Source organism: Rheinheimera baltica (assembly GCF_030731985.1).
Lineage (GTDB): Bacteria > Pseudomonadota > Gammaproteobacteria > Enterobacterales > Alteromonadaceae > Alishewanella > Alishewanella baltica.
The window spans coordinates 21,041-41,886 of the sequence record NZ_JAPJDY010000005.1; the positions used below are offsets into that span (position 1 = coordinate 21,041).

Sequence of the window (20,846 nt, forward strand, 5' to 3'; positions counted from 1 at the left end):
CTACGTATTGCTTTTCAAAAGCGAAAATGTGAGATAAAAACAGGCACCTTGGCCGGGCGTTGAGTCAAAATATATACGGCCATGCATTGCCTCTACCAACTGCTTACTTAATGCTAAACCTAACCCTGTCCCGCCTTCAATCCGCGAATCACTGGCATCGGCTTGAGAGAACTTTTGAAATATTCGATGCTTGAAATCCTCAGCAATACCGGGGCCGTTATCTTGTACGCTAATACGTATAGCGTCATCAACAACCTCAGCGTTGACAATAACCCTTCCATTCGCTGGTGAAAACTTAATGGCATTTGATAATAAATTTGCCATAACCTGTAAAAAGCGAAACCGGTCTAACTTAGCATCCAGCGCGGCGTCAATTGCTGCAGCAGCATTTTCAATAATAACCTGTTTTTCAAGCGCATAAGTTTGATTTTCAGCAATAGCTTGCGCTAACAATGCGGTTACAGAGTGCGGTTGCAACTTAATACGCATTTTACCGGCCGCCAGTTTTTCGATATCCAGTAAATCATTAATTAAAAACGTTAATCGCTGGCTATTGTCGCTAGCTAATTTTAATAAGTGTTGATGCGGCGCTGACAGCGGGCCCAAACGTTCAGACAACACTAAACCCAAGGCGCCTGAGATAGCGGTTAGTGGCGTGCGCAGTTCATGGCTTACGGTAGAGACAAACTCGGTTTTCATCAACTCAAGCCGATGACGCTCGGTAATGTCTTGGGCGGTGGCATACAGTTTACCCGTGTCCGGATCGGGTGTGGTAAACCATTCCAGCGTGACATAGTGGCCATCATGATGCTTTAACCGGTTAACAAAACCAAGTGACTTATCGCCATCATACAGCCGCTTAATTTCTTCGGCGGTCTCATCAATATCTTGCGGATGAATAAGCTCAGCATAAGGCGTTAACAGAAGATCTTTTTCAGAATATCCCAGTATTACCGTGAACGCATGATTTACCCGTTCAAAATAGCCTTGCAAACTGATAATACACATTAGGTTTTGGGATAAATCAAAAAACTGTTTTAACTCAAAACTAATATGTTCTTGCAAGGTAATATCACGCGCCATGCCAAGGTAACCCGTTAATTGCTTTTGGGCGTTATACATTGGGGTTACCACCAACTGCACCCATAATTCAGTGCCATGTTTGCAGCGGTATATCCAGCGCCGGCTCTCTTTGCCATCACGCCTTGGCAAATAAGCAAAAACATCAATGCCAGTAATAGGAACTTGAAATTCTTCTCTTAGCTCTTTTGCCCGCAGCGTTACTTCATCGCTATCATGAAATTGCATCGGTGTGTGTTTACCTACTAACTCGTCGGCTTTATACCCGAGCATTAATTCGGCGCCACGGTTAAATAACGTAATAACACCTTCGAGGTCAGTAGCAATAATGGCAATTTCCGAGGCGGCATCCATAACATTGTACAAAGTACTACTTAGGCTCTGCAGTGAATCATAGGCCGTTTTTACTTGAGTAATATCCTGAAATAACCCATAAACCCGAATACACTCACCATCATGAAACTCTGGAATACCTATCGTCCTAACCCAACGCAGCTCATCTCTAGCAGTAACAATTTCAAACTCCTCATCAAATGTTACAGCCTCGTTGACAGCAGCAGAAAACACCTTAGCGATCCGCTCCCGACTCTCGCCCTCCTGATAAAACTCAATAGCTCTTGCCATGTCGCAATTAAAATCATCCTCAACCTGATGTATACGCCGGGTTACGGTATCCCAACGTGGTGACGTTGGCGGCATGGTCACCTCCCAGGTGCCGATATTGGCAATATCACCAGTACGAATTAACAAATCGTAAGTGTGCTTGTGCTGCTGCTCAGCAAATTTAGCTTGCTTATCTGTCGTGATGTCGCAATGCGTACCAAACATCAGGATCGGCTTACCTTCAACATCCCGTTGCACTACTCGCCCACGCATGCGTACCCAAACCCAGTGGCCTTGTTTGTGCTGCATTCGGGCTTCAACATCGTAAAATGGCGTGACTGCGTTAAAATGCTCGTCTAATGCTTTTTCTGCTTTAGCCAAATCGGCAGGATGTAAAAGATTGCGCCAAATAGTTAAACTAAAGGGCATTAATTCTTGCAGTTGATAGCCAACCATTTCAGCCCAATGATTGTTAAACACCGTATCACCGCTGGGAATATGCCACTCCCAGGTAGCAATATTATTAGCGGCAATAAGTTCATTTAACTTTTCTTTATCTGACAACGACATAGCGTTAATTTGCCCTTTAAAGCTGGGAAAGCGGCAGCACGATACTGTTTTGTAGCACAATAGCGAGTTAAATACATCTGCATAAAACAATGATAAATCAGACTTAGTCAATTAGCCAAAGTTAGGCGAGGCTAGTCTCTTAGGAACATTTGCACGTTGCTGAAACCCACAACGCAACAACGCGCTGTAATAGGCCGCAATGTCGCTATTGTGTTGGCTGCTAAACCTCACGCATAATAGCCGTTTAATTGTAAAACAGAGCCTTGTATGATTCGACATTTACCCGCTGCCATAGTGTTAGCTATAAGCTTGACTGCCTGTTCAGACACGCCAAGTGAAAGTAAACTCGAGCAGTTACTGCAGCAGCAATTTGATTCACAGTATGATGCTTTAATTAACATTGAACACCTAAAAAAAATAAACGGCTGGCAAGAAAGTGAATATCAATATGTTGCTGAAGTGTCTTATACCATCAAATTTCAGACCTCGTTTAAAGCCTATATGGATGAACAAACCGCTAAACCAGGCAACCCACTTGAAAAAATGGCTAAAGGCATCTCTGCAGGTATGTTAAAGCTGCAATATGGTGATTTTAAAGCTGGCGATGAATATCAAGTTAAGCAACAGACATTATCATTGCGTAACGCTGAAAATGGTTGGCTACTGCAGCAATAACTATATTCCAGCTATTAGATCGCACTAATCAGGCAACGTGCTCTCAAAGGCCACTTTGCTCGCTGCAGCTAATAACGATCGTGAGCCGGATATTGTTGGGCCAGCGTTTCAGCTTGCGACAGTATCTGTGCGGCAAGATCAGTATTGTTAAACCGCTACAGCAGCACGGAGCGCAATAGCGGCGACTACACATACATTTATTAATCTTTACTACGATTCAAATACCACGGTAAGTTCAACCCGACGATTTGCGGCTCTGCCCTGAGCCGTTTTATTGTCAGCAATAGGCTCTGCCGGGCCGCGTCCTTCAGCACTGACGCGATCAGTTGCTATACCTTGCTGCACAAGAAAAGACCTAACCTGATCTGCACGTTGTTGTGACAACATATTGTTATGAGCTAATTTGCCAGAACTGTCGGTATACCCAAGCACAACCACACGACTGAAAGCCACATTGTTAAGTGCGTTAGCCACCTGAATAAGCTGTTGCTGTGCCTCTGTACTTAAACTTGCGCCGTCATGAGAAAACATGGTGTTTCCACCAAACGCCACTTTCACACTATTATTGGGTACATCAAATGTCTTTAAGCCCTCTACCGGGTATAGTCTGGCAGCAAACACGGTACTGGCTGGCGGACTGTCATTCGTTGCAGCTTGAGCGCTGTCTTGGGTTTGGTTTGCTGTGTTAACACAGCCTGTTGTAATTAGTGCCGCTATAACTGCAGCGGTAAGCAATGACGTACGCAAGGTTGCACTCCGGGTTAATCAATGAGAATAAATGTTAAAAATTAGACTCAATTTTAACTTAACCATGTACATTAATAAATATTAATATTTACATATGGCAGACAATATCTTCTTACAAACATAATCATCTTTTTATAGCAGACAAAAGACGAGTAAACGCTGATGCAGCGCGGGTTGATGTACATGAATACCCCTGAAATAGGGCCCACTACAACCGATATCGACAGATTAGAACAACTCCTTGATACACTTAGCTCCAGCGTTACCGGTGTAGATACATTGCGTCAGGAGCTGGCGCGTGCCAGCATCGTTTCGCCTCAACATTTGCCCGTTGATGTGGTCAGCATGAACTCTACAGTACGTTTTACCTTTGGTGATGGAAAAAGCAGTTGCTTGACGCTGGTTTACCCTAAAGATGCCGATCGAAGTGGCGAAAAAATTTCAGTGTTAGCGCCCGTTGGTAGTGCTTTGCTGGGACTTCGTACCGGTGATAGCATTAACTGGCCACTTCCAAGCAGCATCATGTCTACTATCAAGGTAAATGAAATTATTTATCAACCTGAACGCGAAGGAGCCTACCATCGATAATATATTGACACGGTGCAGTTGCCCGCGGTCATCTCAATACAGATGACCGCGGCTGTAGGCCAATAGTAAGCAAAATGATACAATAGCCGAGCTGTTGTATTGTTTTACATCAGATACTGTTTAACCATTCTTCCATTAACTTACAGAGTTGTATATGCGTTTATTTTTTCGTTTAGTTCGTCTTATCTTAACCCCTTTTATGCTGTTGGCGGAAAAATTGACCACCCCAAAAGCATTAGAGCGCAGCCCGGCAGAACAATACAAAGTAGACCTTGCCTGTCAACAACTGGCTCTGTATCAATTTAAGGCTTGCCCATTTTGCATTAAAGTTCGCAAAGAAATGGCGCGGCTTGGTCTTAATATTGTTAAATATGATGCGCAGCATAACCGGCATCACCGCAAAGAACTGGAAAGCGGCGGCGGAAAAACGAAAGTTCCCTGTCTTCGTATCGAAACCAGTAATAATGAGGTTCAGTGGCTGTATGAGTCTGCAGACATTATTGCTTATTTACAGCAGCGTTTTGCGGCTACAACCGACTAAACATAAGTACAAAACGGCTGTTATATTGGCACTTCGCAAACGCAGTAAACTACTATAAAATGCGCCACCGAAATTCAGCCCGAGCGGCACTACCTTATGTTGTCCTCTACTGCGTTATACACCGACTTGTCTGGCTACTATGATTTAATGTGCTGTGATATTAATTATCAAGCACAAAGCAATATGGTACAGCGGTTACATCAGTTGTTTGGCAATGGCGGTAATGCTCATCTGGATTTAGCCTGCGGTACCGGGCCACACATACGCCATTTTATCGACTATGGTTACCGCAGCAGTGGGCTGGATATTCATCAGCCTATGCTGGATATTGCCCAGCAACGCTGCCCTGAAGCCAGCTTTACACTGCAAAATATGTGTGGCTTTGAACTAACACAGCAGGTTGATTTAATTACCTGCTTTTTATATTCAATTCATTACAGCCAATCTATTGCCTTGCTAAAACAATGCATTGTAAGCGCCTACACAGCGTTAAATGCAGGTGGTGTATTTTGCTTTAATGCCGTAGATAAAGACAAAATTTGTAACCACAGCATTGTGCGCCACAATACAACCTTGGGTGACAACCATTTTGAATTTGCGTCGGCCTGGTATTACAGTGGCACAGGTGAGCAGCAGACACTAAAGTTAAACATTACCAAAACCACAGCGAATATTACGCAACACTGGCAAGACCAACATAGCATGGTTGCCCTGCACTTTTCCGCACTTACGGCATTGCTCGCTCCCTACTTTGATGTGCAGATACTGGCGCACGATTACGACAAAATACAACCATGGGACAACAGTGCAGGTAATGCGTTGTTTGTTTGTGTAAAACGCGACAATTAAGCAGCGCAGATCTGCGCTGACTGTTATTTTACGTTTTCTGCAACACGGCTACTGCAAGTTTTAGTTGTGGGGCTCTCCTGTCTGATAACTTTTTGCTGATTTTTTTCATTTACTGCATCCAATTACATAACTCAGTCGTTTCTGTGGCTGGGGTGAGCATTTTTTACGCGTGCCGGGGTTAGTGCTGTCGGCCTGTTGTTCACCAAACGCTATTGATAATGTAAGGAAAACAGAATGAATACAGTAAAACCGACACGCTATATTAGCGGCACACTCTCTTTGAGCGCATTAACATTAGCCATGGTAATGGCCCTTTCTGGTTGTAATGGTGATGATGGAATGGACGGAGCAGCTGGTCAGGCTGGCAGCAACGGTGAAGCCGGCCCCCCAGGCCAAAATGGCACTCCGGGTTTTAGCGCCGCTAATTTTTTAGTCTCTAACAATGGCTCAAGCAACAGCGGTACTGTCGATGTAGTCGATCAAAACGCTACTGCCTTAAAACGTCTACAGGGACTGAATAATGAAGGGATCGCTCTGGACCCCCTGGGTAATATGCTGCAAGCCGGTGACAGCACTAATGGCAGCCTGAAAACTTTTTGCCATATTGCCCAGCGCCCAGATGGCGCCGCATTTGATAGCAATGTCGATCGTGAAATAACCGGTACTGCCACGGGGATGGTGAATCCTAAAGGGATCGCCGTATCGAAAAAATTGGGTTTAGTGTTTATTGCTGACCAAAACGCCATGCAGGTAACTGTTTATGGGGCCGCAGCTGCCGGTAATACTGCGCCATTAGCCACCACTACCACCGAATCTATGCCGTGGGATCTGTTTTATGATGACATGAACGACCGCCTGTATGTTGCCCTGACCAATGGCATATTGTCAGTTTACGACAATTATGTCAGCAGTGATTATGCCGCTATGCCAACACGCAGCATTACCCCGGTTAATGCTGAAGGTATGCAGGTATCGGTTAATTTGCACGGCATTGCCTATGACAGGCTGTCAGACAAGCTGGTGCTATCAGACGTCGGCAGTGCTAGCGATGCCAGTGACGGCAGTTTATTTGTACTGAATAATATTTCTGTTGCCGATGGCGAAGTGATACCTTCCCGCGTCATTACTGGCCCAGCGACCCAGTTAGGTAATCCGGTCGATATCCTACTATCAGGCACTGAGCTGCGCGTGGCAGAAAAAGCCAATGATGCCATCTTGGTATTTGCCAATATTTTTTCCGGCCAAAGCGGCGATATTGCACCAGATTTAATCACCTCTGCGCTTAAACCAGAATCACTGGTACAACTGACAACACCCAAACAAGATGCCGATATCTCTGATAGCACTAGTCCTGTGGTATTACTGGGCGTCGCCGTATCCAGTAACCCCGCAGCTGCGGGCCCCACCACTGGTCAAATTAGCCGGGTAAATGCCGCACTCACCAGTGAATTGAGCCAGTATAATGCCATGCAGAATATCGAAAGTGTGACGTTTGATATCGCAGGCGACAGCTATACCAGCTTTGACACCGCAGATAGCGGCGGTATTGTGATATCAAACCGCGTTGCCACACGACGCAATGGCGAGCAATATACTGCGGCACAGGATCGTATTATCAGCGGCAGTAATACTGGTTTAATTTCGCCAAAAGGTTTGGATGTTGACTCTGCCACCGGCCTTATCTTTGTTGCAGAAAATAACGCTACCAGCCCTGGCGTACTAATTTACTCGGCTTGCGCCAGCGGCAACGCCGCGCCACTGCTGAGCTTGAATACCGCTCCCGCCAGGCCGTGGGATGTCGATTACGACCCAGCAACGGACAAAGCCTTTGTTGCACTGACAAACGGCACAGTCGCAGTATTTAATGAAGTCAGAAGCAAATGGTTAGCCGGTGTCACTAATATCAGTGCCGCCAACAGTATTATTACGCCGGCCATAAACGGCACCGCTGTGGCAGCACCCACTAACCTGCATGGTATTGATTATGACTTCGCCAGTGATGTATTAATGTTATCTGATGTTGGCAGCGCCGCAGATGCGAGCGACGGTAAAGTGTATGTGTTGAACAATGCCGGCTCTGCCAATGGTTTAACAGAAATAGCCGTGAATATCGTGGGCAATAACACCGCGCTGGGCAACCCTGTAGATATTATGTATAGCGGCCAGCACCTGTATGTTGCCGAGAAGTCTAATAACCTTGTACTACGCTTTGACAACATCCTAAGCAGCGGCGGCGGTAATATAGCGGCTGATGCCAGCTATGTATTTACAGCGCCAGAATCGGTCGCCATTGTACCGGTTTACTTGAACACACCTTAACCAACCATCCCGGTTATGCATGCCACTGGAACACCTGTTCCAGTGGCAATTTAAACTCAGCGACAACAATTACATCATTACCCCCTAACCACACCAAAATATAAAACATAAAATATTTTATGTTTATCATAAATATTTTATTGATGTACGCAAAAAAATCAGCTACAGTTTGCGCTATGAATATACAAATTAATCTCGATATAGAACTGGCTAAAAAGAAGATGTCACTTACTGAGTTGTCACAGCAAGTTGGTGTGTCCATGACCAATCTTTCGCTGTTAAAAACCGGCAAAGTAAAGGCAATCCGCTTTAGTACGCTAGCCGCCATTTGTCAGGCGCTGAACTGTCAGCCTGGTGATATTTTGCAATATGTAGACAATGACTCCGGCACCGACTAAAGCCGGCATATAGGAGGTTTTTATGTTTAAAAATGATTATGCTGCCCCGGGTATTGCGGCGCTGATACTGGCAGTAGCCTTTCCAATATATTGGCTTTATGCCTTTCATATTGGTTCAGAGAATTTTGTTGAGGTTTATCGCGCAGATATGCTTAGCTTAAGTTTGTCTGACTTAGCGTTTGTATTTGTTGGCGCCTTAGAGGTTTACATTTACGTCAGTTTACGGCGAAGCTTTGCTGAGCGCTTAAGCTCTGCCACCCCAGCTGTTTTATTACTATTAATGGCAGTGCTGGTAATTATTTTTCATGCGACAGTGTTGGTTGATGTTGCACTTGCAGTTACCGCAACAACGCTGTCAGAACAAACTATCAACACTATTGGTGAGTTTACCGTGGTGGTTGCCCTGGGGGTGTTATTTGCCTACGCATTAGTGGGCCTCGTACTAAGCGTAGTGCTACTACTTAACCGAACTGGCGCGCCAAGTATACTAAAGTACTTCGCAGTAATTCTGCTTGCAGGCTGTTTACTGCAACTAAGCATTATTTTCAGCCCGGCAAACATCTTTATTTTTCCTGTTGCTTTGCTACTACTGGCTTATTATTTTCTTGCAGCACCAAAAATGTTAGAGGTGGTATAAATAAAAGGCTAATAGTTCAACTGTTATAATCCGAGTAATGCACTACCACCGCAGTAAACTGCTATGCTCGTTGCGCTGATACAACTTATTAATTAAATGTCAGCATGACGAGCTAATTTCTTTTCTGTATAACACAGCATCAACTTCCCCCAGCGCATCCTTATGCCTATAACGCTTTATAAAGTGCATGCCTAGTTTACGCATTACACCAATGGAGCCGGCATTCTCAACCATTGCCGTAGCCGACAGATAACGCACCTTTGGATTTGCTTTTACTACCGCATTCGCCACCGCTGCCGCGGCTTCACTGGCATATCCCTGGCCCCAAAAGGGCTTTTTAAAACGCCAGCCAATTTCAACGTCATTGTTACTTGGCGTTTCGGTGTCAAACCCCATGGGCCGGATCAATACCCACCCCATATAGGCATTATCGTCAGTCCGGAGTACCTGCCAAATCCCATAACCCAGCTCCGGCTTACGGTACAGCGCCATGCGAGGTAACATAACGTCGATAATCTGCTGCATTGACGTACGCTTACCGCCATTGAGATAACGCATCACATCTTCATCTTGATCAACCTCAAACATAAGGTCAGCATCTTGATCACTTAGCAAGGAAAACGATAGCCTTGCACTAGGTTGTACCCGTATTACCATATTGTATATCCATCTTACTGTGTTAGGCTAAGCCTCTGTTTTACAGCTGAATTATGACTATGCCTTTTGCTATTTCTATATGTTACAGCCTGTTAGCGCTGGCGTACATATTGCTTTCTTATCAGGGCGAATTTGCTTTGAACTTTGCAGTAAAAATTTTGCCGTTGCTATTACTGTTGGCTTGGATAATACATTCGTCAGCCAAGTTACCTCGTGGGCTTATTCTTGCCCTGCTCTGTTGTATGACAGGAGATGTGCTACTGGCTTGGAACGCACAAACGCTGTTTGTTTATGGCTTAGCCGCGTTCTTGTTCGGGCATATAGGCTACTTATTGCTGCTACGCCCTTTTGTCCGCTTTAATGCTTTATTATTAATCCCCTATACACTGTTTGCCACAGTTGCGCTAAGCCTGATGTGGCCAGCCCTGGGGGAAATGGCAATACCGGTGTTAGTTTATATCGGAATTCTGGTAGCGATGTCGTTTGCTACCTGGTGCAGCCGAGACAGCAATAACTGGCTTATTATCGGCGGGCTGGTTTTTATCAGCTCAGATGCATTGCTAGGCCTGAACAAGTTCTATCAGCCAATACCCGAGGCAGATAGCCTGATAATGCTGACATACTATTTGGCGCAATACGCGCTTATACGAGGGTTTATGCGTAGACAGGAAAACAAAACTTACTAGCTGAATCCATAACATAAGCCCCAGTCAAGCTGGGGCTTATAAGCATGAATAATGTTATATTGCAGTAGTCTGACGACGTTTACGCGCAGCGCCTACAAACAGCAAGCCCGCACCTAAAATTGCAATAGTAGCAGGTTCAGGAACCGACGCTGGGGTATTGTAAGTTAGGTTGTCGTAACGCACATTGTAAGAAGTGCCTGCGTTCTTCGCATTAAGTATCACTTCACCAAAGTAGGAATGACCGCCGTTTGATGTAGTAAAAACATTATTACCGTTTACCAGATAGCTAATTACGCCACCACTGATACTAAACGCCAAATTGTTAAAACTATCTAGCGCTGCGCCACGAAAACCAATATCGACCCAACCGTTGTCACCGTCCCAGGCTTGTAAGCTACCCACACCGTTAGTAACAAAATACTCTAAAATTGGATAATAGCTAATGGCATCTGATGCGTCATACGCCACACCCCAAATGCCTCCGTAACGACCATCAGCAGTCCAATTGGTGCCATCTATAAACATATCGATGCCAAGATAGTCAGACATGCCCGTGTTCAGCTTCATGCCTTGGGTAGAAAAAAATGGGTCAGCATCACACTTGGTGACTTCAGCACCGTCAATGCCTAACACCAACTCATTGTTAGAGATAGCAAAATTTGCCGGCGCGCAGCGATCGGTTTGCCAGGCAGATAAATCATCACCGTTATTAAACTCGTGAGTAACTACCCCAGCACTAACATGCATTGATGCCGCACATGCAACCAGATAAAAAAATGTTTTCAGCTTCATAAACGTCCCTTTTCGGTTGTTATTCAACATAAATTTTGCAAAATACGCGCCATTTATTTATTTGTTAAATTACAGAGAGTTATCTCGTCCCTAAATTACATCCGTAAAAAATACTGACGCTGAAACATATTAAATTACCTATATATAACATACATTTAAAATATTTATTGCGCTATATAGGCGAACCTGGCGGTAAGGCCTTTGGCACAAATACCGGCTGCCATAAACCGCTTTCCAAGTAGCGTTGCCACTGGGCCAGCAACTGTTGATAGTTGGCGTCTTTGTGTTTCGCCAAGCCCTTCGCCAGTTCTGTTAACTTGTGTTGCAGTAGCGCTTTTGCTTCAGGCGCCAGCTCTACAGAAGTAAGGCTTTGCATCAACTGATAAAACGCTACATGAGCTACCCGTTGTTGAATTAACGCGGCTGAACCGTTTTGCCACTTTTGTTTTAGGGTTGCAGCCAACACCGCATCCAGCACAGTACCCAGCTGCTGTTGGCCACTTAGCCGATTGAGCCGCTGCGGATGCAATATCAGTTGCAACGTATGGTTAGCCGACGCTTCAGCTGCAGATAGTGGATCAAATGCCAGACCATAACGGCCCTGAAAACTCTCGCGGCCATTGCTGTCGCCAAAAGCTTTCGGTGGAATTAGCGCCAGGAGCGACGATGGCAATGTCAGATAATCAGGGCTTAATGTGTCAAGCAATGCCTGCAGCGCTTGTTGCTGCTTGGTGTTGTCTACCCAGCGAAAGCCCTTTGGTGAGGTGTAATCCCCTTTTAGCTCGTACTCATAATAGGCGCCACCGAGCAACTTACTGACCGCTTCAACCTGATAACGATGCAGTAAATAAATTGGCACTAATGCCTCTTGTAAGCTCGATAACGGCTGACCACTATCAATGTTGTTCAAACCAAAACGGTTTAATGCCGTCTGGCGCACCTCTGCAAGACGCTGCAACTCAGCTACGGCATCGCTGCCATTGTCCCATAAGTGACCAATGGCACTTACGCCTCCTTGCGGCCGCGCATCTTGATCGGCCATATATTGCAGGCCTTGCTGTCTCGCACTTTGCACCAATTCTTGCCGTTGCGCCGCTGAATTATCGCCATAACCATAGGCAATAGCGTAATTATCCCATTCGCCAAGTCCTTCACGATAAGCATTATCCAGTGCTGGTTTACCATCATGTAAATCAATTTGCGGGTGTGGGTAATCCATCACGGTAGAGCGGCCGTTGGCACTGCCGGCAAAATTATGAATAAGGCCCAGGGTATGACCGACTTCATGAGCGGATAATTGCCTGATACGTGCCAGTGCCATGGCTTTTTGCGACGTTGTATCAGTATTATCCTTGCTATAAGGTGCGGTTAAACCGGTGGCAATCAAAAAATCTTGCCGCACACGCAGCGAGCCCAGCGTAACGTGGCCTTTGATAATTTCACCGGTGCGCGGATCAGTTACACCAGCACCATAAGACCAGCCGCGGGTAGCGCGATGCACCCATTGGATCACGTTGTAACGCACATCCATCGGGTCGGCATCAGCAGGTAACAACTTCACCTGAAAGGCATCTTTATAGCCAAGCTGTTCAAATGCGGTATTCCACCACGTAGCGCCATCCAATAGCGCAGTACGAACCGGCTCTGGCACAGCAGGATCCAGATAATACACTATGGGTTTAACTGCCTCGCTAAGCGCGGCGGTTGGGTCTTTTTTCTCCAGTCTGTGTCGGGGCAACAAGCGCTTTACGATAGGCGCATCAAAGGCGCTGGCATAATCCATATATTCCACCGGCCAAAAACCGGAATACGGATGGAAGTCCCGGCTTTGGTAGCCCGGATCTGGTAAAGCAATAAGCGAATGATGCAAATGCACGCTAATAGCCTCCGCCGCTGGCGTAACCTGCTTAACGAAAGCCCCCGCTTTATCGCCGCTAAAAGTCACTAACGCTTCAAGTTCTGTATTTTTAACAAAGGCCTTACTACGCGGTAAATAAACACCACTGCGTTTACTGTCAACCTTATAGTTGCCTTGCTTTTGTGCCGCCAAACTGGCACTTATCTGATGTATATCACTTAGTAAAAATTCGGTGTAATCCACCAATACGGCAGAGTCATTACTGGCCACCACCGGCAAACCCGCTATAACAGAACTGGCAAAGGCTTCCTCTACACTTAAGCGCTCGGCAAGGCTGTCAGACTCAGCTCGATAATAGGTGTTTAGCTGCTTTAGCATCACCTTATTGCCAAAACGCTCAAACTGCACCAAGCGGGTATCGCCTAACTGACCGCGGTCCAGGCCAATATCATTTGATCCAATCCCTCGTGGCAAAGAGCTTTGAAAAATAAAAGGTTGTGCCAGTTTATCAACCAACAGATACACTTTATCGCTGGAGGCATCGTAGTAAAAATCAAAGTAACCGCGTTGATGCACCATATTTTGGCTAAATTCTGCGATGGTCACGGCCTGTTTTACCGCAGTGTCACCGCCTTGGGGTGTTGCTGATACCACACCCGTTGTAGCAATAAATATCGGGGCCAGTAATAGCGCACCGAGCAGACTAATAACCTTCATCTATTCTCCCGTTGTTATTGTTTGTTGCAAATATCCTGCATGGCTTTTGCAACCAAGGGTTCTTGTTGCTCTAACACCTGCATAATTTTGCGGGTGTAAGCGTCATTTTCCTCAAACGGTACCCCGACTTCGTAGGCATCTGCAACCGCAAGCATAAATTCGCGGTCATGCTGATTAAACACCTGAATCATTTTATCTGCGTTTTCCCGGCTAACGCCCAGCGCTTCAAAAGCAGAACGGCCAATGCGCAAGGTACTGTCATAGGTTTCACGTATAATGTCGCGACAACCGTATGAATAAAGATCGTACACATGGTGTCGGTCTATGGCTCTGGCAATTACATGCACATGCGGGTAATTTTGCAGCACATAGCGTACTAATTTGGTAATTTGTTCAGCATCATCCAGCGCGACAACCAGCAAATTCGCGTCTTTAATGCCGGCGGCGCTTAGTAAGTCTGGCCGGGTTGCATCACCAAAAAAATAGCGTAAACCTACCCGCTCCAATGCGGCCAGTCGCTTATAGCTGTAATCAACTACCGTTGCGTTGTAGCCTGCCATTTTTAATATGCGATCGACCAAGCCACCAACCCGGCCAGAGCCGGCAATAATAATCTTACTATGCGTTGGAAACGTCTCTTCACGACTTGGAGCTTCGATAACAAAACGCGGTGCAATCACGCGTTGATAACAAATAAACAGTAGCGGCGAAACCAGCATAGATAAGGTAACAACTAATAAGAGTTGATCGGCCAAGCTTTGCGGTAATACATTGTTAGCCACCGTAAACGAGAGCAGCACAAAACCAAATTCTCCGGCTTGAGCCAGGCCCATCGCCATTAGCCATTTTTCGGCGCCTTGAATCTTAAATAGTTTGCCAAGTAGCAGTAATACCAGCATCTTAATGACGATAAGTGCCAGAGTGAGCAGTATAATTGTGCCCAGTTCAGTGCCAAGCAGCGTAAAGTTCACACTGGCTCCCACTGTGATGAAAAACAACCCCAAAAGCAGTCCTTTAAACGGGTCGATATTACTCTCAAGTTCATGCTTATAGGGTGAGTTAGCCAGAACGACACCAGCCAAAAATGTACCCAACGCAGGAGACAACCCCACCAACGACATCATCAACGCAATACCGATAACAAATAGCAGCGCCGTTGCCGTAAATAACTCTCTTAACCGGGCTTGTGCAACAAACTTAAACAGCGGAGTCGTTAAATAATTACCACCAAAGATAACAGCAGCAATAGTGGCTATAGTGAGCAAAGCCGCTTGCCAGCCGGGTAAATTATCTACCAGACTAAGAGAGTGGGAAGCGCTTTGGGCATCAGTACTTTGGACATCAGCACTATGTGCCGCCATTACCGCTGCGGTATCAGCAAACTCTGGCATGGCCAGCAACGGGATCAATGCCAGCATAGGAATAACCGCAATATCCTGTGTTAACAACACCGAAAACGACGCCTGACCGCCGTCTGATTTTAATAATCCCCTTTCTGACAATGTTTGAAGCACAATAGCGGTAGAGGACATTGATAATATCAATCCCACTGCCAGTGCCATTTGCCATGACATGCCCAAAACCATCGCAACGCCCATAATGGCCAGTGTCGTTATAACAACTTGCCCACCGCCTAGCCCGATAAGTCGGCTGCGCATAGACCAGAGCTTTTTAGGCTCCAGCTCTAGGCCAACGATAAACAACATCATCACCACACCAAATTCAGCAAAATGCTGAATGGACACCACGTCTACCTGCAATGACGTGAGCAACGGACCAAGGGCAATGCCAGCAAGTAGATAGCCTAACACCGAACCTAACGACAGTTTTGTCGCCAGCGGAACAGCAATAACTCCTGCCAATAAAAAAATGAACGCAAGCAACAAAAAATCGGTCATCAACATATCTCCGTCGAACAGGCAGGACCAAACCAGAACAGATGCGGTTAGCGTTACAAACTCTAGTTTAATGGCGACGCTTACCGGGCAGCATTCGGCTTAGTGTGGTATCGCGTAAAATATAGTGATGAAACAACGCAGCAACGGCATGAACACCAATTAAAACATAACCTACTGTGCCTGCGGTTTCATGAATGTCTTTTATCACTTTAGCTAAGTCTTTATTCTCGCTTGCCAACGCAGGCAGCTCCAGGCCAAAAAACGGTATTGGCTTGCCACTTAGGCTTAAAATCAACCATCCTGCTAATGGCATCCCTACAATCAGGCCATATAACGCAATATGCGCTACCTTAGCCAACATCGCCTGCCACTTTACAAGTGGTGGCGTTATAGCCGGCGTCGCCCCACTGGTAAAACGCACGAACAAACGCAATAGCACCAGAAGCAGCACGGATAACCCCAGCATAAAATGCCACATTTTTAATGCCTCGCGCGGGTCGCTCCCCTTAGGATACAACTCTCTAAGCTCAATGCAGGCGTACACGGCGATAATTAGCACCAACATTAGCCAATGCAAACCTATGGAGACCGCGTTATAACGACCGGATGTATTTTGCCAGTTCATTTTACCCTCGATATTTTGTCAAAACAGAAAACCGCCCACGTATCTCGGATAGTAACACCAAACAAGCAAAATAATGCTGCGGTAAAGCCGTTTGTTCTTTTTGTTAAAAGAGTAAGGTAAACGCCAATGCCCGTGCATTTGAAACGACATATCTCACTATCCTACAGCCAGTAACGCTTATCCATCTATTTTAACGGTTAGGACAATCGCTTTAATTCGTATAAAACCATTAAGCAACTACTATACTATTTTCACTGATGTTTTCCTGAGCAGACAAGGTGTTACTGCCTCTGCCTGGATAAAAATCCTGTTGCTCAATTGTACTAACTAAAGGGTACTACTTAGGTGTTGAGCGACATATTTGATGACTATCAGGACGTTACTATGTAACGACATTACGTTAACTTATAGGACGCAAATAATGAAACAACGTATATTCAATAAAACGATGTTGGCAGCCATGATGAGCTTAGTGCTGGCCTCCGGCACAGCCTTAGCCGACACACCGTCAAAAGCTGAAATGACCAAGCCTGCTGGAGCCTCAGGGAACGGTATGGCCAAGCTGGGCGCAGTAAGAACCAATCAATTCTGGTGGCCGGATCAACTTAACTTAGCGCAGCTGCGCGATCATGACACCCGCTCAAACCCCTATGGCGCTGAATTCAACTATGCCAAAGCATTTAATAGCCTTGACCTGGCCAAAGTAAAACTGGACATCAATGCCCTGCTAACAGAGTCACAAGATTGGTGGCCAGCTGACTTTGGCAATTATGGCCCTTTCTTTATCCGCATGACGTGGCATAGCGCCGGCACGTATCGCACATTAGATGGCCGTGGCGGCGCAGGCGGCGGCCAGCAGCGTTTTGAGCCACTAAACAGCTGGCCAGATAACGGCAACCTGGACAAAGCCCGCCGTTTGTTGTGGCCGGTAAAACAAAAGTATGGTGAAGCGCTGTCCTGGTCAGACTTAATGGTGCTAGCCGGTAATGTCGCACTGGAGAATATGGGGTTTAAAACCTATGGTTTTGCCGGTGGTCGTGCCGATGACTGGGAACCTGATTTAGTCTATTGGGGGCCTGAAATTGAAATGCTTGCCAGTGACCGCGAAGAAAAAGACGGCAAGTTGCAACGCCCACTTGGTGCAACACACATGGGGCTGATCTACGTTAACCCCGAAGGGCCAAAAGGCGTGCCAGACCCTATTGGCTCAGCGAAAAATATCCGGGTAGCTTTTAGCCGCATGGCAATGAACGATGAAGAAACCCTGGCATTAATTGCCGGTGGCCACACCTTTGGTAAAATGCATGGCGCCCGAAAACCAGCAGACTGCATGGGGCCAGAGCCCGCCGCTGCAGGTATTGAAGAGCAAGGGTTAGGCTGGAAAAACAAGTGTGGTAAAGGCCATTCTGAAGACACCACCACCAGCGGTTTAGAAGGTGCCTGGACCCAAGCTCCAACACAATGGACGTCACTGTATTTAAGCAACCTACTTAATTTTGAATGGAAGCAAACCCGCAGCCCGGCGGGCGCTATTCAGTGGATCCCAACAGATGAATCGTTGCATAAAGTGGTCCCCGATGCCCATATAAAAGGTAAATTCAACCCACCGGTAATGACCACAGCCGACTTAGCGCTGAAATTTGACCCGGAATACCGCAAAATTGCCGAACGCTTCTTAGCCGACCCGGAAGAGTATCGTTTAGCCTTTGCCAAAGCCTGGTATAAATTAACTCACCGCGATATGGGACCACCACGTAATTTCCTGGGTAACGAAGTGCCAAAAGACATTCTGATTTGGCAAGATCCTATAGATCAGAAAACACAATCAACTATCAACGCTAACGATGTGAAATCGCTTAAAGCAAAAGTGTTGAAATCAGGGTTAACAGTATCTGAGTTAGTCCGCGTTGCCTGGGGTTCTGCTGCAAGCTATCGCGGCACCGACATGCGCGGAGGGGCAAACGGCGCACGCATTGCCTTAGCGCCACAGAAAGATTGGGCAGTAAATAATCCGGCAGAAACAGCAAAAGTATTACAGGCATTAACCGCCATTCAACGTGATTTCAATAAAGCCAAACGTACTGTTTCACTGGCTGATTTAATTGTACTCGGTGGCGCAGCCGCAATAGAACAAGCGGCTAAAGACGCCGGTTACAACATCACAGTGCCGTTTACGCCAGGGCGTGGTGATGCCACGCAGGATATGACAGATGAAAATGCTTTTAGCTTACTTGAGTTAACTGCAGATGGTTTTAGAAATTACTTTGACAGCAGCGCCAGCTATAAATCACCTACAGAAATGTTGGTTGATAAAGCCGATCAACTGAACTTAACCGTACCTGAGATGACCGTACTGGTGGGCGGCTTACGGGCACTGGATGCAAACTATCAGGGTGCTAAACACGGCGTATTCACGGCAAAGCCGGGAACGTTAAACAACGACTTTTTTGTTAACTTGCTGGATATGTCGACGGTATGGAAAAAATCTGCCACTGACGGTATTTACGATGGTTTTGACCGTAAAACCGGCGACAAAAAATGGACAGCAACCTCTGTTGATTTGATCTTCGGTTCAAACTCAGAGCTGCGTGCCGTTGCCGAGGTTTATGCCTTTGATACGTCGAAGAAAAAGTTTGTTGACGACTTTGTCGCCGCATGGACCAAGGTAATGAACCTGGACCGTTAAGCCTTTAAAAACTAAAAGCGCTGCACGTTAACGGGTGCAGCGCTCTATTTTTGGTTATCTTCAGCTCCGTTAACGGCGCGTTGCTAACTATTTACTGCTACGTGGTTTCGCTTTAACTTTGGGCTTAGTTTTAGCCGTATTTGACAGCTCGATCTGGGTTTCTGTTGATTTATTAGAACGCCCTGACAAAACTTTACGCGCATTATTTTTTAGCAATGACTCACGGTTACTCACTTCAAAACCCGGCTTAATAACGCGTTTCACGTCGCTTCCCATCAGCCTTTGAATGCGCTGTAAGGTTTGCTCTTCTTCACGACTAACAAATGAAATAGCATTACCTGACGCCCCTGCCCGCCCGGTACGACCGATACGGTGTACGTAGTCTTCCGGTAAATACGGCAGGTTAAAGTTAACAACATAATCCAGGCCTTGAATATCCAAACCCCGGGCTGCCACTTCGGTGGCTATCAAAACTTGTAATTTAGCCGATTTAAAATCAGCGATAGCACGACGTCTGGCGCCCTGGCTTTTATCACCATGGCATACTGCAGCATCAATTTTACGCTGTTGCAGGCCAGCTAACAGACGGTCTGCCTGCTCTTTAGTACTGGTAAATACCAACACCTGAAACCAGTTATTTTCCGCTAATAACTGCTCAAACAATTCGATTTTGCGTCCTTCTTCGACCGGATAAACCACATGGTTAACGGTATCGGCAGCACTATTAACTTTCGCTACGCGAATTTGCTGGTGGTTTTTCAGAATTTTATGCGACAACTCATTTACTGCCGGCGACGTGGTAGCAGAAAATAACAAGGTTTGCCGTGTCTGCCCAGTCTGTTGCAGTAAGTTCAGCACATCGGTGATAAAGCCCATATCTAACATACGGTCTGCTTCATCTAATACCACAAATTCTACGTCACTTAATATCACGTTACCCAGCGCCATGTGCTCTAACAAACGGCCCGGGGTGCTGATCACAATATCAACGCCTGCATTAAGTTTATTCGCCTGGCCACCCATTTTAACGCCACCATAAAGTGCCGTAACACTGATAGGCGAAAACTGAGCATAAGCGGCAATCGTGTTGGCAAGTTGCTCTGCTAATTCGCGGGTTGGCGTTAAGATCAACGCCCTTGGGCGTTGTGCAACAGTGGCTTTGGGCTTATCCAACATGCGCTGTAATATAGGAATAGCAAAAGCGGCCGTTTTACCAGTACCGGTTTGCGCGGTTACTTGTAAATCTTTGCCACGACGCGCTGGCACAATGGCCTGCGCTTGAACGGGTGTCATTGCACTGTAGCCACACGCAACCAAAGCACGTTGCAGGTCTGGCGCTAAATCTAAAGATGAAAATTGCATAAGAGATCCTCTGTAGAATTGCTACAGTCAAAAATGAGCGCAGAATATACAGTATTTTAGCGGTATAAGAGAGGATTGTTTGTTATTCAGTGCATTTATCGCCGTTTTAGCTGGCAACACTGTAGGATGCTAACAACATGGCAAGGAGTTACCCATGAAACGATGTCCTTGCCTGCTGCGAAAACGCTATTGACGCTTAGCCTTCGTCAACCTCGTCATCGGCTTCCTGACGCGGCGCATGGTTGCATGCTCTGGCAAGAATTTCGATATAAAACGCGGGCAGTTCTTGTGCTACCGCAGCATCAATATGTTTATTGATCTCAGAGGTAAATATTTGTTCTGCAACGTCTTCTGTGGCACCAAAGCGACAATCAAACGTCCAGTAATCCTTATCATCAGGTAGCTGCTTGCGACGCTCCCGGTTAAGGTACTTTTTAATATCATACTTAATGGCGTCTACCAAACGAGCCGGTTTAAGCTTGGGATCAGTTAACGCGATTGTCTTTTTCATCAAAATTCCTACCAATATACACTGAAGAGTAAAAGCTAAACGCGCTT

General features: G+C 46.1%; 18 protein-coding genes. 9 read left to right on the forward strand and 9 right to left on the reverse strand.

Going from position 1 to position 20,846, the window contains the following annotated elements:
- Window positions 1–2,253, reverse strand: a complete 2,253-nt coding sequence (locus tag ORJ00_RS09550; protein ID WP_306139676.1) for a PAS domain S-box protein — start codon at window positions 2,251–2,253, stop codon at window positions 1–3.
- Between the two features lie 267 nt (window positions 2,254–2,520).
- Here ORJ00_RS09550 and ORJ00_RS09555 point away from each other — a divergent pair, with 267 nt between their 5' ends.
- A complete protein-coding gene (locus ORJ00_RS09555) occupies window positions 2,521–2,928 on the forward strand; it encodes a hypothetical protein (protein WP_306139677.1) in 408 nt (135 codons plus the stop codon).
- A gap of 210 nt (window positions 2,929–3,138) precedes the next feature.
- Here ORJ00_RS09555 and ORJ00_RS09560 read toward each other — a convergent pair whose 3' ends face one another.
- Window positions 3,139–3,675: an OmpA family protein gene (locus tag ORJ00_RS09560; protein ID WP_306125865.1), complete on the reverse strand. Its 537-nt coding sequence runs from the start codon at window positions 3,673–3,675 to the stop codon at window positions 3,139–3,141.
- Between the two features lie 183 nt (window positions 3,676–3,858).
- Here ORJ00_RS09560 and rnk point away from each other — a divergent pair, with 183 nt between their 5' ends.
- From rnk to ORJ00_RS09590, 6 genes are all read left to right on the forward strand, one after another.
- On the forward strand, window positions 3,859–4,263 hold the full coding sequence (rnk, locus tag ORJ00_RS09565; protein ID WP_306139678.1) for a nucleoside diphosphate kinase regulator: 405 nt from the start codon (window positions 3,859–3,861) through the stop codon (window positions 4,261–4,263).
- Window positions 4,264–4,417: 154 nt separating this feature from the next.
- Complete coding sequence (locus ORJ00_RS09570; protein ID WP_306125867.1) at window positions 4,418–4,804, forward strand: glutathione S-transferase N-terminal domain-containing protein; 387 nt, start codon at window positions 4,418–4,420, stop codon at window positions 4,802–4,804.
- Window positions 4,805–4,900: 96 nt separating this feature from the next.
- The gene (locus tag ORJ00_RS09575) at window positions 4,901–5,653 is read left to right on the forward strand and encodes a class I SAM-dependent DNA methyltransferase (protein WP_037054800.1); all 753 of its coding nucleotides are present in this window, start codon (window positions 4,901–4,903) and stop codon (window positions 5,651–5,653) included.
- A gap of 234 nt (window positions 5,654–5,887) precedes the next feature.
- On the forward strand, window positions 5,888–7,972 hold the full coding sequence (locus ORJ00_RS09580; protein WP_306139680.1) for a collagen-like protein: 2,085 nt from the start codon (window positions 5,888–5,890) through the stop codon (window positions 7,970–7,972).
- A gap of 176 nt (window positions 7,973–8,148) precedes the next feature.
- On the forward strand, window positions 8,149–8,370 hold the full coding sequence (locus ORJ00_RS09585; RefSeq protein WP_027671666.1) for a helix-turn-helix domain-containing protein: 222 nt from the start codon (window positions 8,149–8,151) through the stop codon (window positions 8,368–8,370).
- A 22-nt stretch (window positions 8,371–8,392) separates the two neighbouring features.
- Window positions 8,393–9,007, forward strand: a complete 615-nt coding sequence (locus ORJ00_RS09590; RefSeq protein ID WP_306139681.1) for a hypothetical protein — start codon at window positions 8,393–8,395, stop codon at window positions 9,005–9,007.
- Window positions 9,008–9,106: 99 nt separating this feature from the next.
- On the opposite strand, the gene ORJ00_RS09595 is transcribed toward ORJ00_RS09590, so the two are convergent.
- A complete protein-coding gene (locus tag ORJ00_RS09595; RefSeq protein WP_306139682.1) occupies window positions 9,107–9,664 on the reverse strand; it encodes a GNAT family N-acetyltransferase in 558 nt (185 codons plus the stop codon).
- Window positions 9,665–9,717: 53 nt separating this feature from the next.
- Between ORJ00_RS09595 and ORJ00_RS09600 the strand changes: the two genes are divergently transcribed.
- On the forward strand, window positions 9,718–10,350 hold the full coding sequence (locus tag ORJ00_RS09600; protein ID WP_306125871.1) for a lysoplasmalogenase: 633 nt from the start codon (window positions 9,718–9,720) through the stop codon (window positions 10,348–10,350).
- Window positions 10,351–10,404: 54 nt separating this feature from the next.
- Here the strand turns inward: ORJ00_RS09600 and ORJ00_RS09605 are convergent, their stop codons facing one another.
- The 4 genes from ORJ00_RS09605 to ORJ00_RS09620 all read right to left on the reverse strand — a co-directional run bounded on the left by ORJ00_RS09605 (window position 10,405) and on the right by ORJ00_RS09620 (window position 16,240).
- Window positions 10,405–11,142 (reverse strand): PEP-CTERM sorting domain-containing protein, encoded by a 738-nt coding sequence (locus ORJ00_RS09605; RefSeq protein ID WP_306139685.1) that lies wholly within the window; start codon window positions 11,140–11,142, stop codon window positions 10,405–10,407.
- Between the two features lie 172 nt (window positions 11,143–11,314).
- The gene (locus ORJ00_RS09610; RefSeq protein ID WP_306139686.1) at window positions 11,315–13,717 is read right to left on the reverse strand and encodes a zinc-dependent metalloprotease; all 2,403 of its coding nucleotides are present in this window, start codon (window positions 13,715–13,717) and stop codon (window positions 11,315–11,317) included.
- A gap of 14 nt (window positions 13,718–13,731) precedes the next feature.
- On the reverse strand, window positions 13,732–15,615 hold the full coding sequence (locus ORJ00_RS09615; protein ID WP_306139687.1) for a cation:proton antiporter domain-containing protein: 1,884 nt from the start codon (window positions 15,613–15,615) through the stop codon (window positions 13,732–13,734).
- Between the two features lie 67 nt (window positions 15,616–15,682).
- Complete coding sequence (locus ORJ00_RS09620; RefSeq protein WP_306139688.1) at window positions 15,683–16,240, reverse strand: cytochrome b; 558 nt, start codon at window positions 16,238–16,240, stop codon at window positions 15,683–15,685.
- 421 nt (window positions 16,241–16,661) lie between these two features.
- On the opposite strand from ORJ00_RS09620, the gene katG reads away from it, so the two are divergent.
- Window positions 16,662–18,926, forward strand: a complete 2,265-nt coding sequence (gene katG, locus ORJ00_RS09625) for a catalase/peroxidase HPI (RefSeq protein ID WP_306139689.1) — start codon at window positions 16,662–16,664, stop codon at window positions 18,924–18,926.
- Between the two features lie 87 nt (window positions 18,927–19,013).
- Here the strand turns inward: katG and ORJ00_RS09630 are convergent, their stop codons facing one another.
- Both ORJ00_RS09630 and ORJ00_RS09635 read right to left on the reverse strand, forming a co-directional pair.
- Window positions 19,014–20,288, reverse strand: coding sequence for a DEAD/DEAH box helicase (locus tag ORJ00_RS09630; RefSeq protein ID WP_027671674.1), 1,275 nt, complete (start codon window positions 20,286–20,288; stop codon window positions 19,014–19,016).
- A gap of 196 nt (window positions 20,289–20,484) precedes the next feature.
- On the reverse strand, window positions 20,485–20,799 hold the full coding sequence (locus tag ORJ00_RS09635; RefSeq protein ID WP_027671675.1) for a DUF6172 family protein: 315 nt from the start codon (window positions 20,797–20,799) through the stop codon (window positions 20,485–20,487).
- Between the last annotated feature and the right edge of the window lie 47 nt (window positions 20,800–20,846).

Coding starts and splice junctions, on each gene's coding strand:
- ORJ00_RS09550 (WP_306139676.1), bottom strand. CDS start 2,253: ATGTCGTTGTCAGATAAAGAAAAGTTAAATGAACTTATTGCCGCTAAT.
- ORJ00_RS09555 (WP_306139677.1), top strand. CDS start 2,521: ATGATTCGACATTTACCCGCTGCCATAGTGTTAGCTATAAGCTTGACT.
- rnk (WP_306139678.1), top strand. CDS start 3,859: ATGAATACCCCTGAAATAGGGCCCACTACAACCGATATCGACAGATTA.
- ORJ00_RS09570 (WP_306125867.1), top strand. CDS start 4,418: ATGCGTTTATTTTTTCGTTTAGTTCGTCTTATCTTAACCCCTTTTATG.
- ORJ00_RS09575 (WP_037054800.1), top strand. CDS start 4,901: ATGTTGTCCTCTACTGCGTTATACACCGACTTGTCTGGCTACTATGAT.
- ORJ00_RS09580 (WP_306139680.1), top strand. CDS start 5,888: ATGAATACAGTAAAACCGACACGCTATATTAGCGGCACACTCTCTTTG.
- ORJ00_RS09585 (WP_027671666.1), top strand. CDS start 8,149: ATGAATATACAAATTAATCTCGATATAGAACTGGCTAAAAAGAAGATG.
- ORJ00_RS09590 (WP_306139681.1), top strand. CDS start 8,393: ATGTTTAAAAATGATTATGCTGCCCCGGGTATTGCGGCGCTGATACTG.
- ORJ00_RS09595 (WP_306139682.1), bottom strand. CDS start 9,664: ATGGTAATACGGGTACAACCTAGTGCAAGGCTATCGTTTTCCTTGCTA.
- ORJ00_RS09600 (WP_306125871.1), top strand. CDS start 9,718: ATGACTATGCCTTTTGCTATTTCTATATGTTACAGCCTGTTAGCGCTG.
- ORJ00_RS09605 (WP_306139685.1), bottom strand. CDS start 11,142: ATGAAGCTGAAAACATTTTTTTATCTGGTTGCATGTGCGGCATCAATG.
- ORJ00_RS09610 (WP_306139686.1), bottom strand. CDS start 13,717: ATGAAGGTTATTAGTCTGCTCGGTGCGCTATTACTGGCCCCGATATTT.
- ORJ00_RS09615 (WP_306139687.1), bottom strand. CDS start 15,615: ATGACCGATTTTTTGTTGCTTGCGTTCATTTTTTTATTGGCAGGAGTT.
- ORJ00_RS09620 (WP_306139688.1), bottom strand. CDS start 16,240: ATGAACTGGCAAAATACATCCGGTCGTTATAACGCGGTCTCCATAGGT.
- katG (WP_306139689.1), top strand. CDS start 16,662: ATGAAACAACGTATATTCAATAAAACGATGTTGGCAGCCATGATGAGC.
- ORJ00_RS09630 (WP_027671674.1), bottom strand. CDS start 20,288: ATGCAATTTTCATCTTTAGATTTAGCGCCAGACCTGCAACGTGCTTTG.
- ORJ00_RS09635 (WP_027671675.1), bottom strand. CDS start 20,799: ATGAAAAAGACAATCGCGTTAACTGATCCCAAGCTTAAACCGGCTCGT.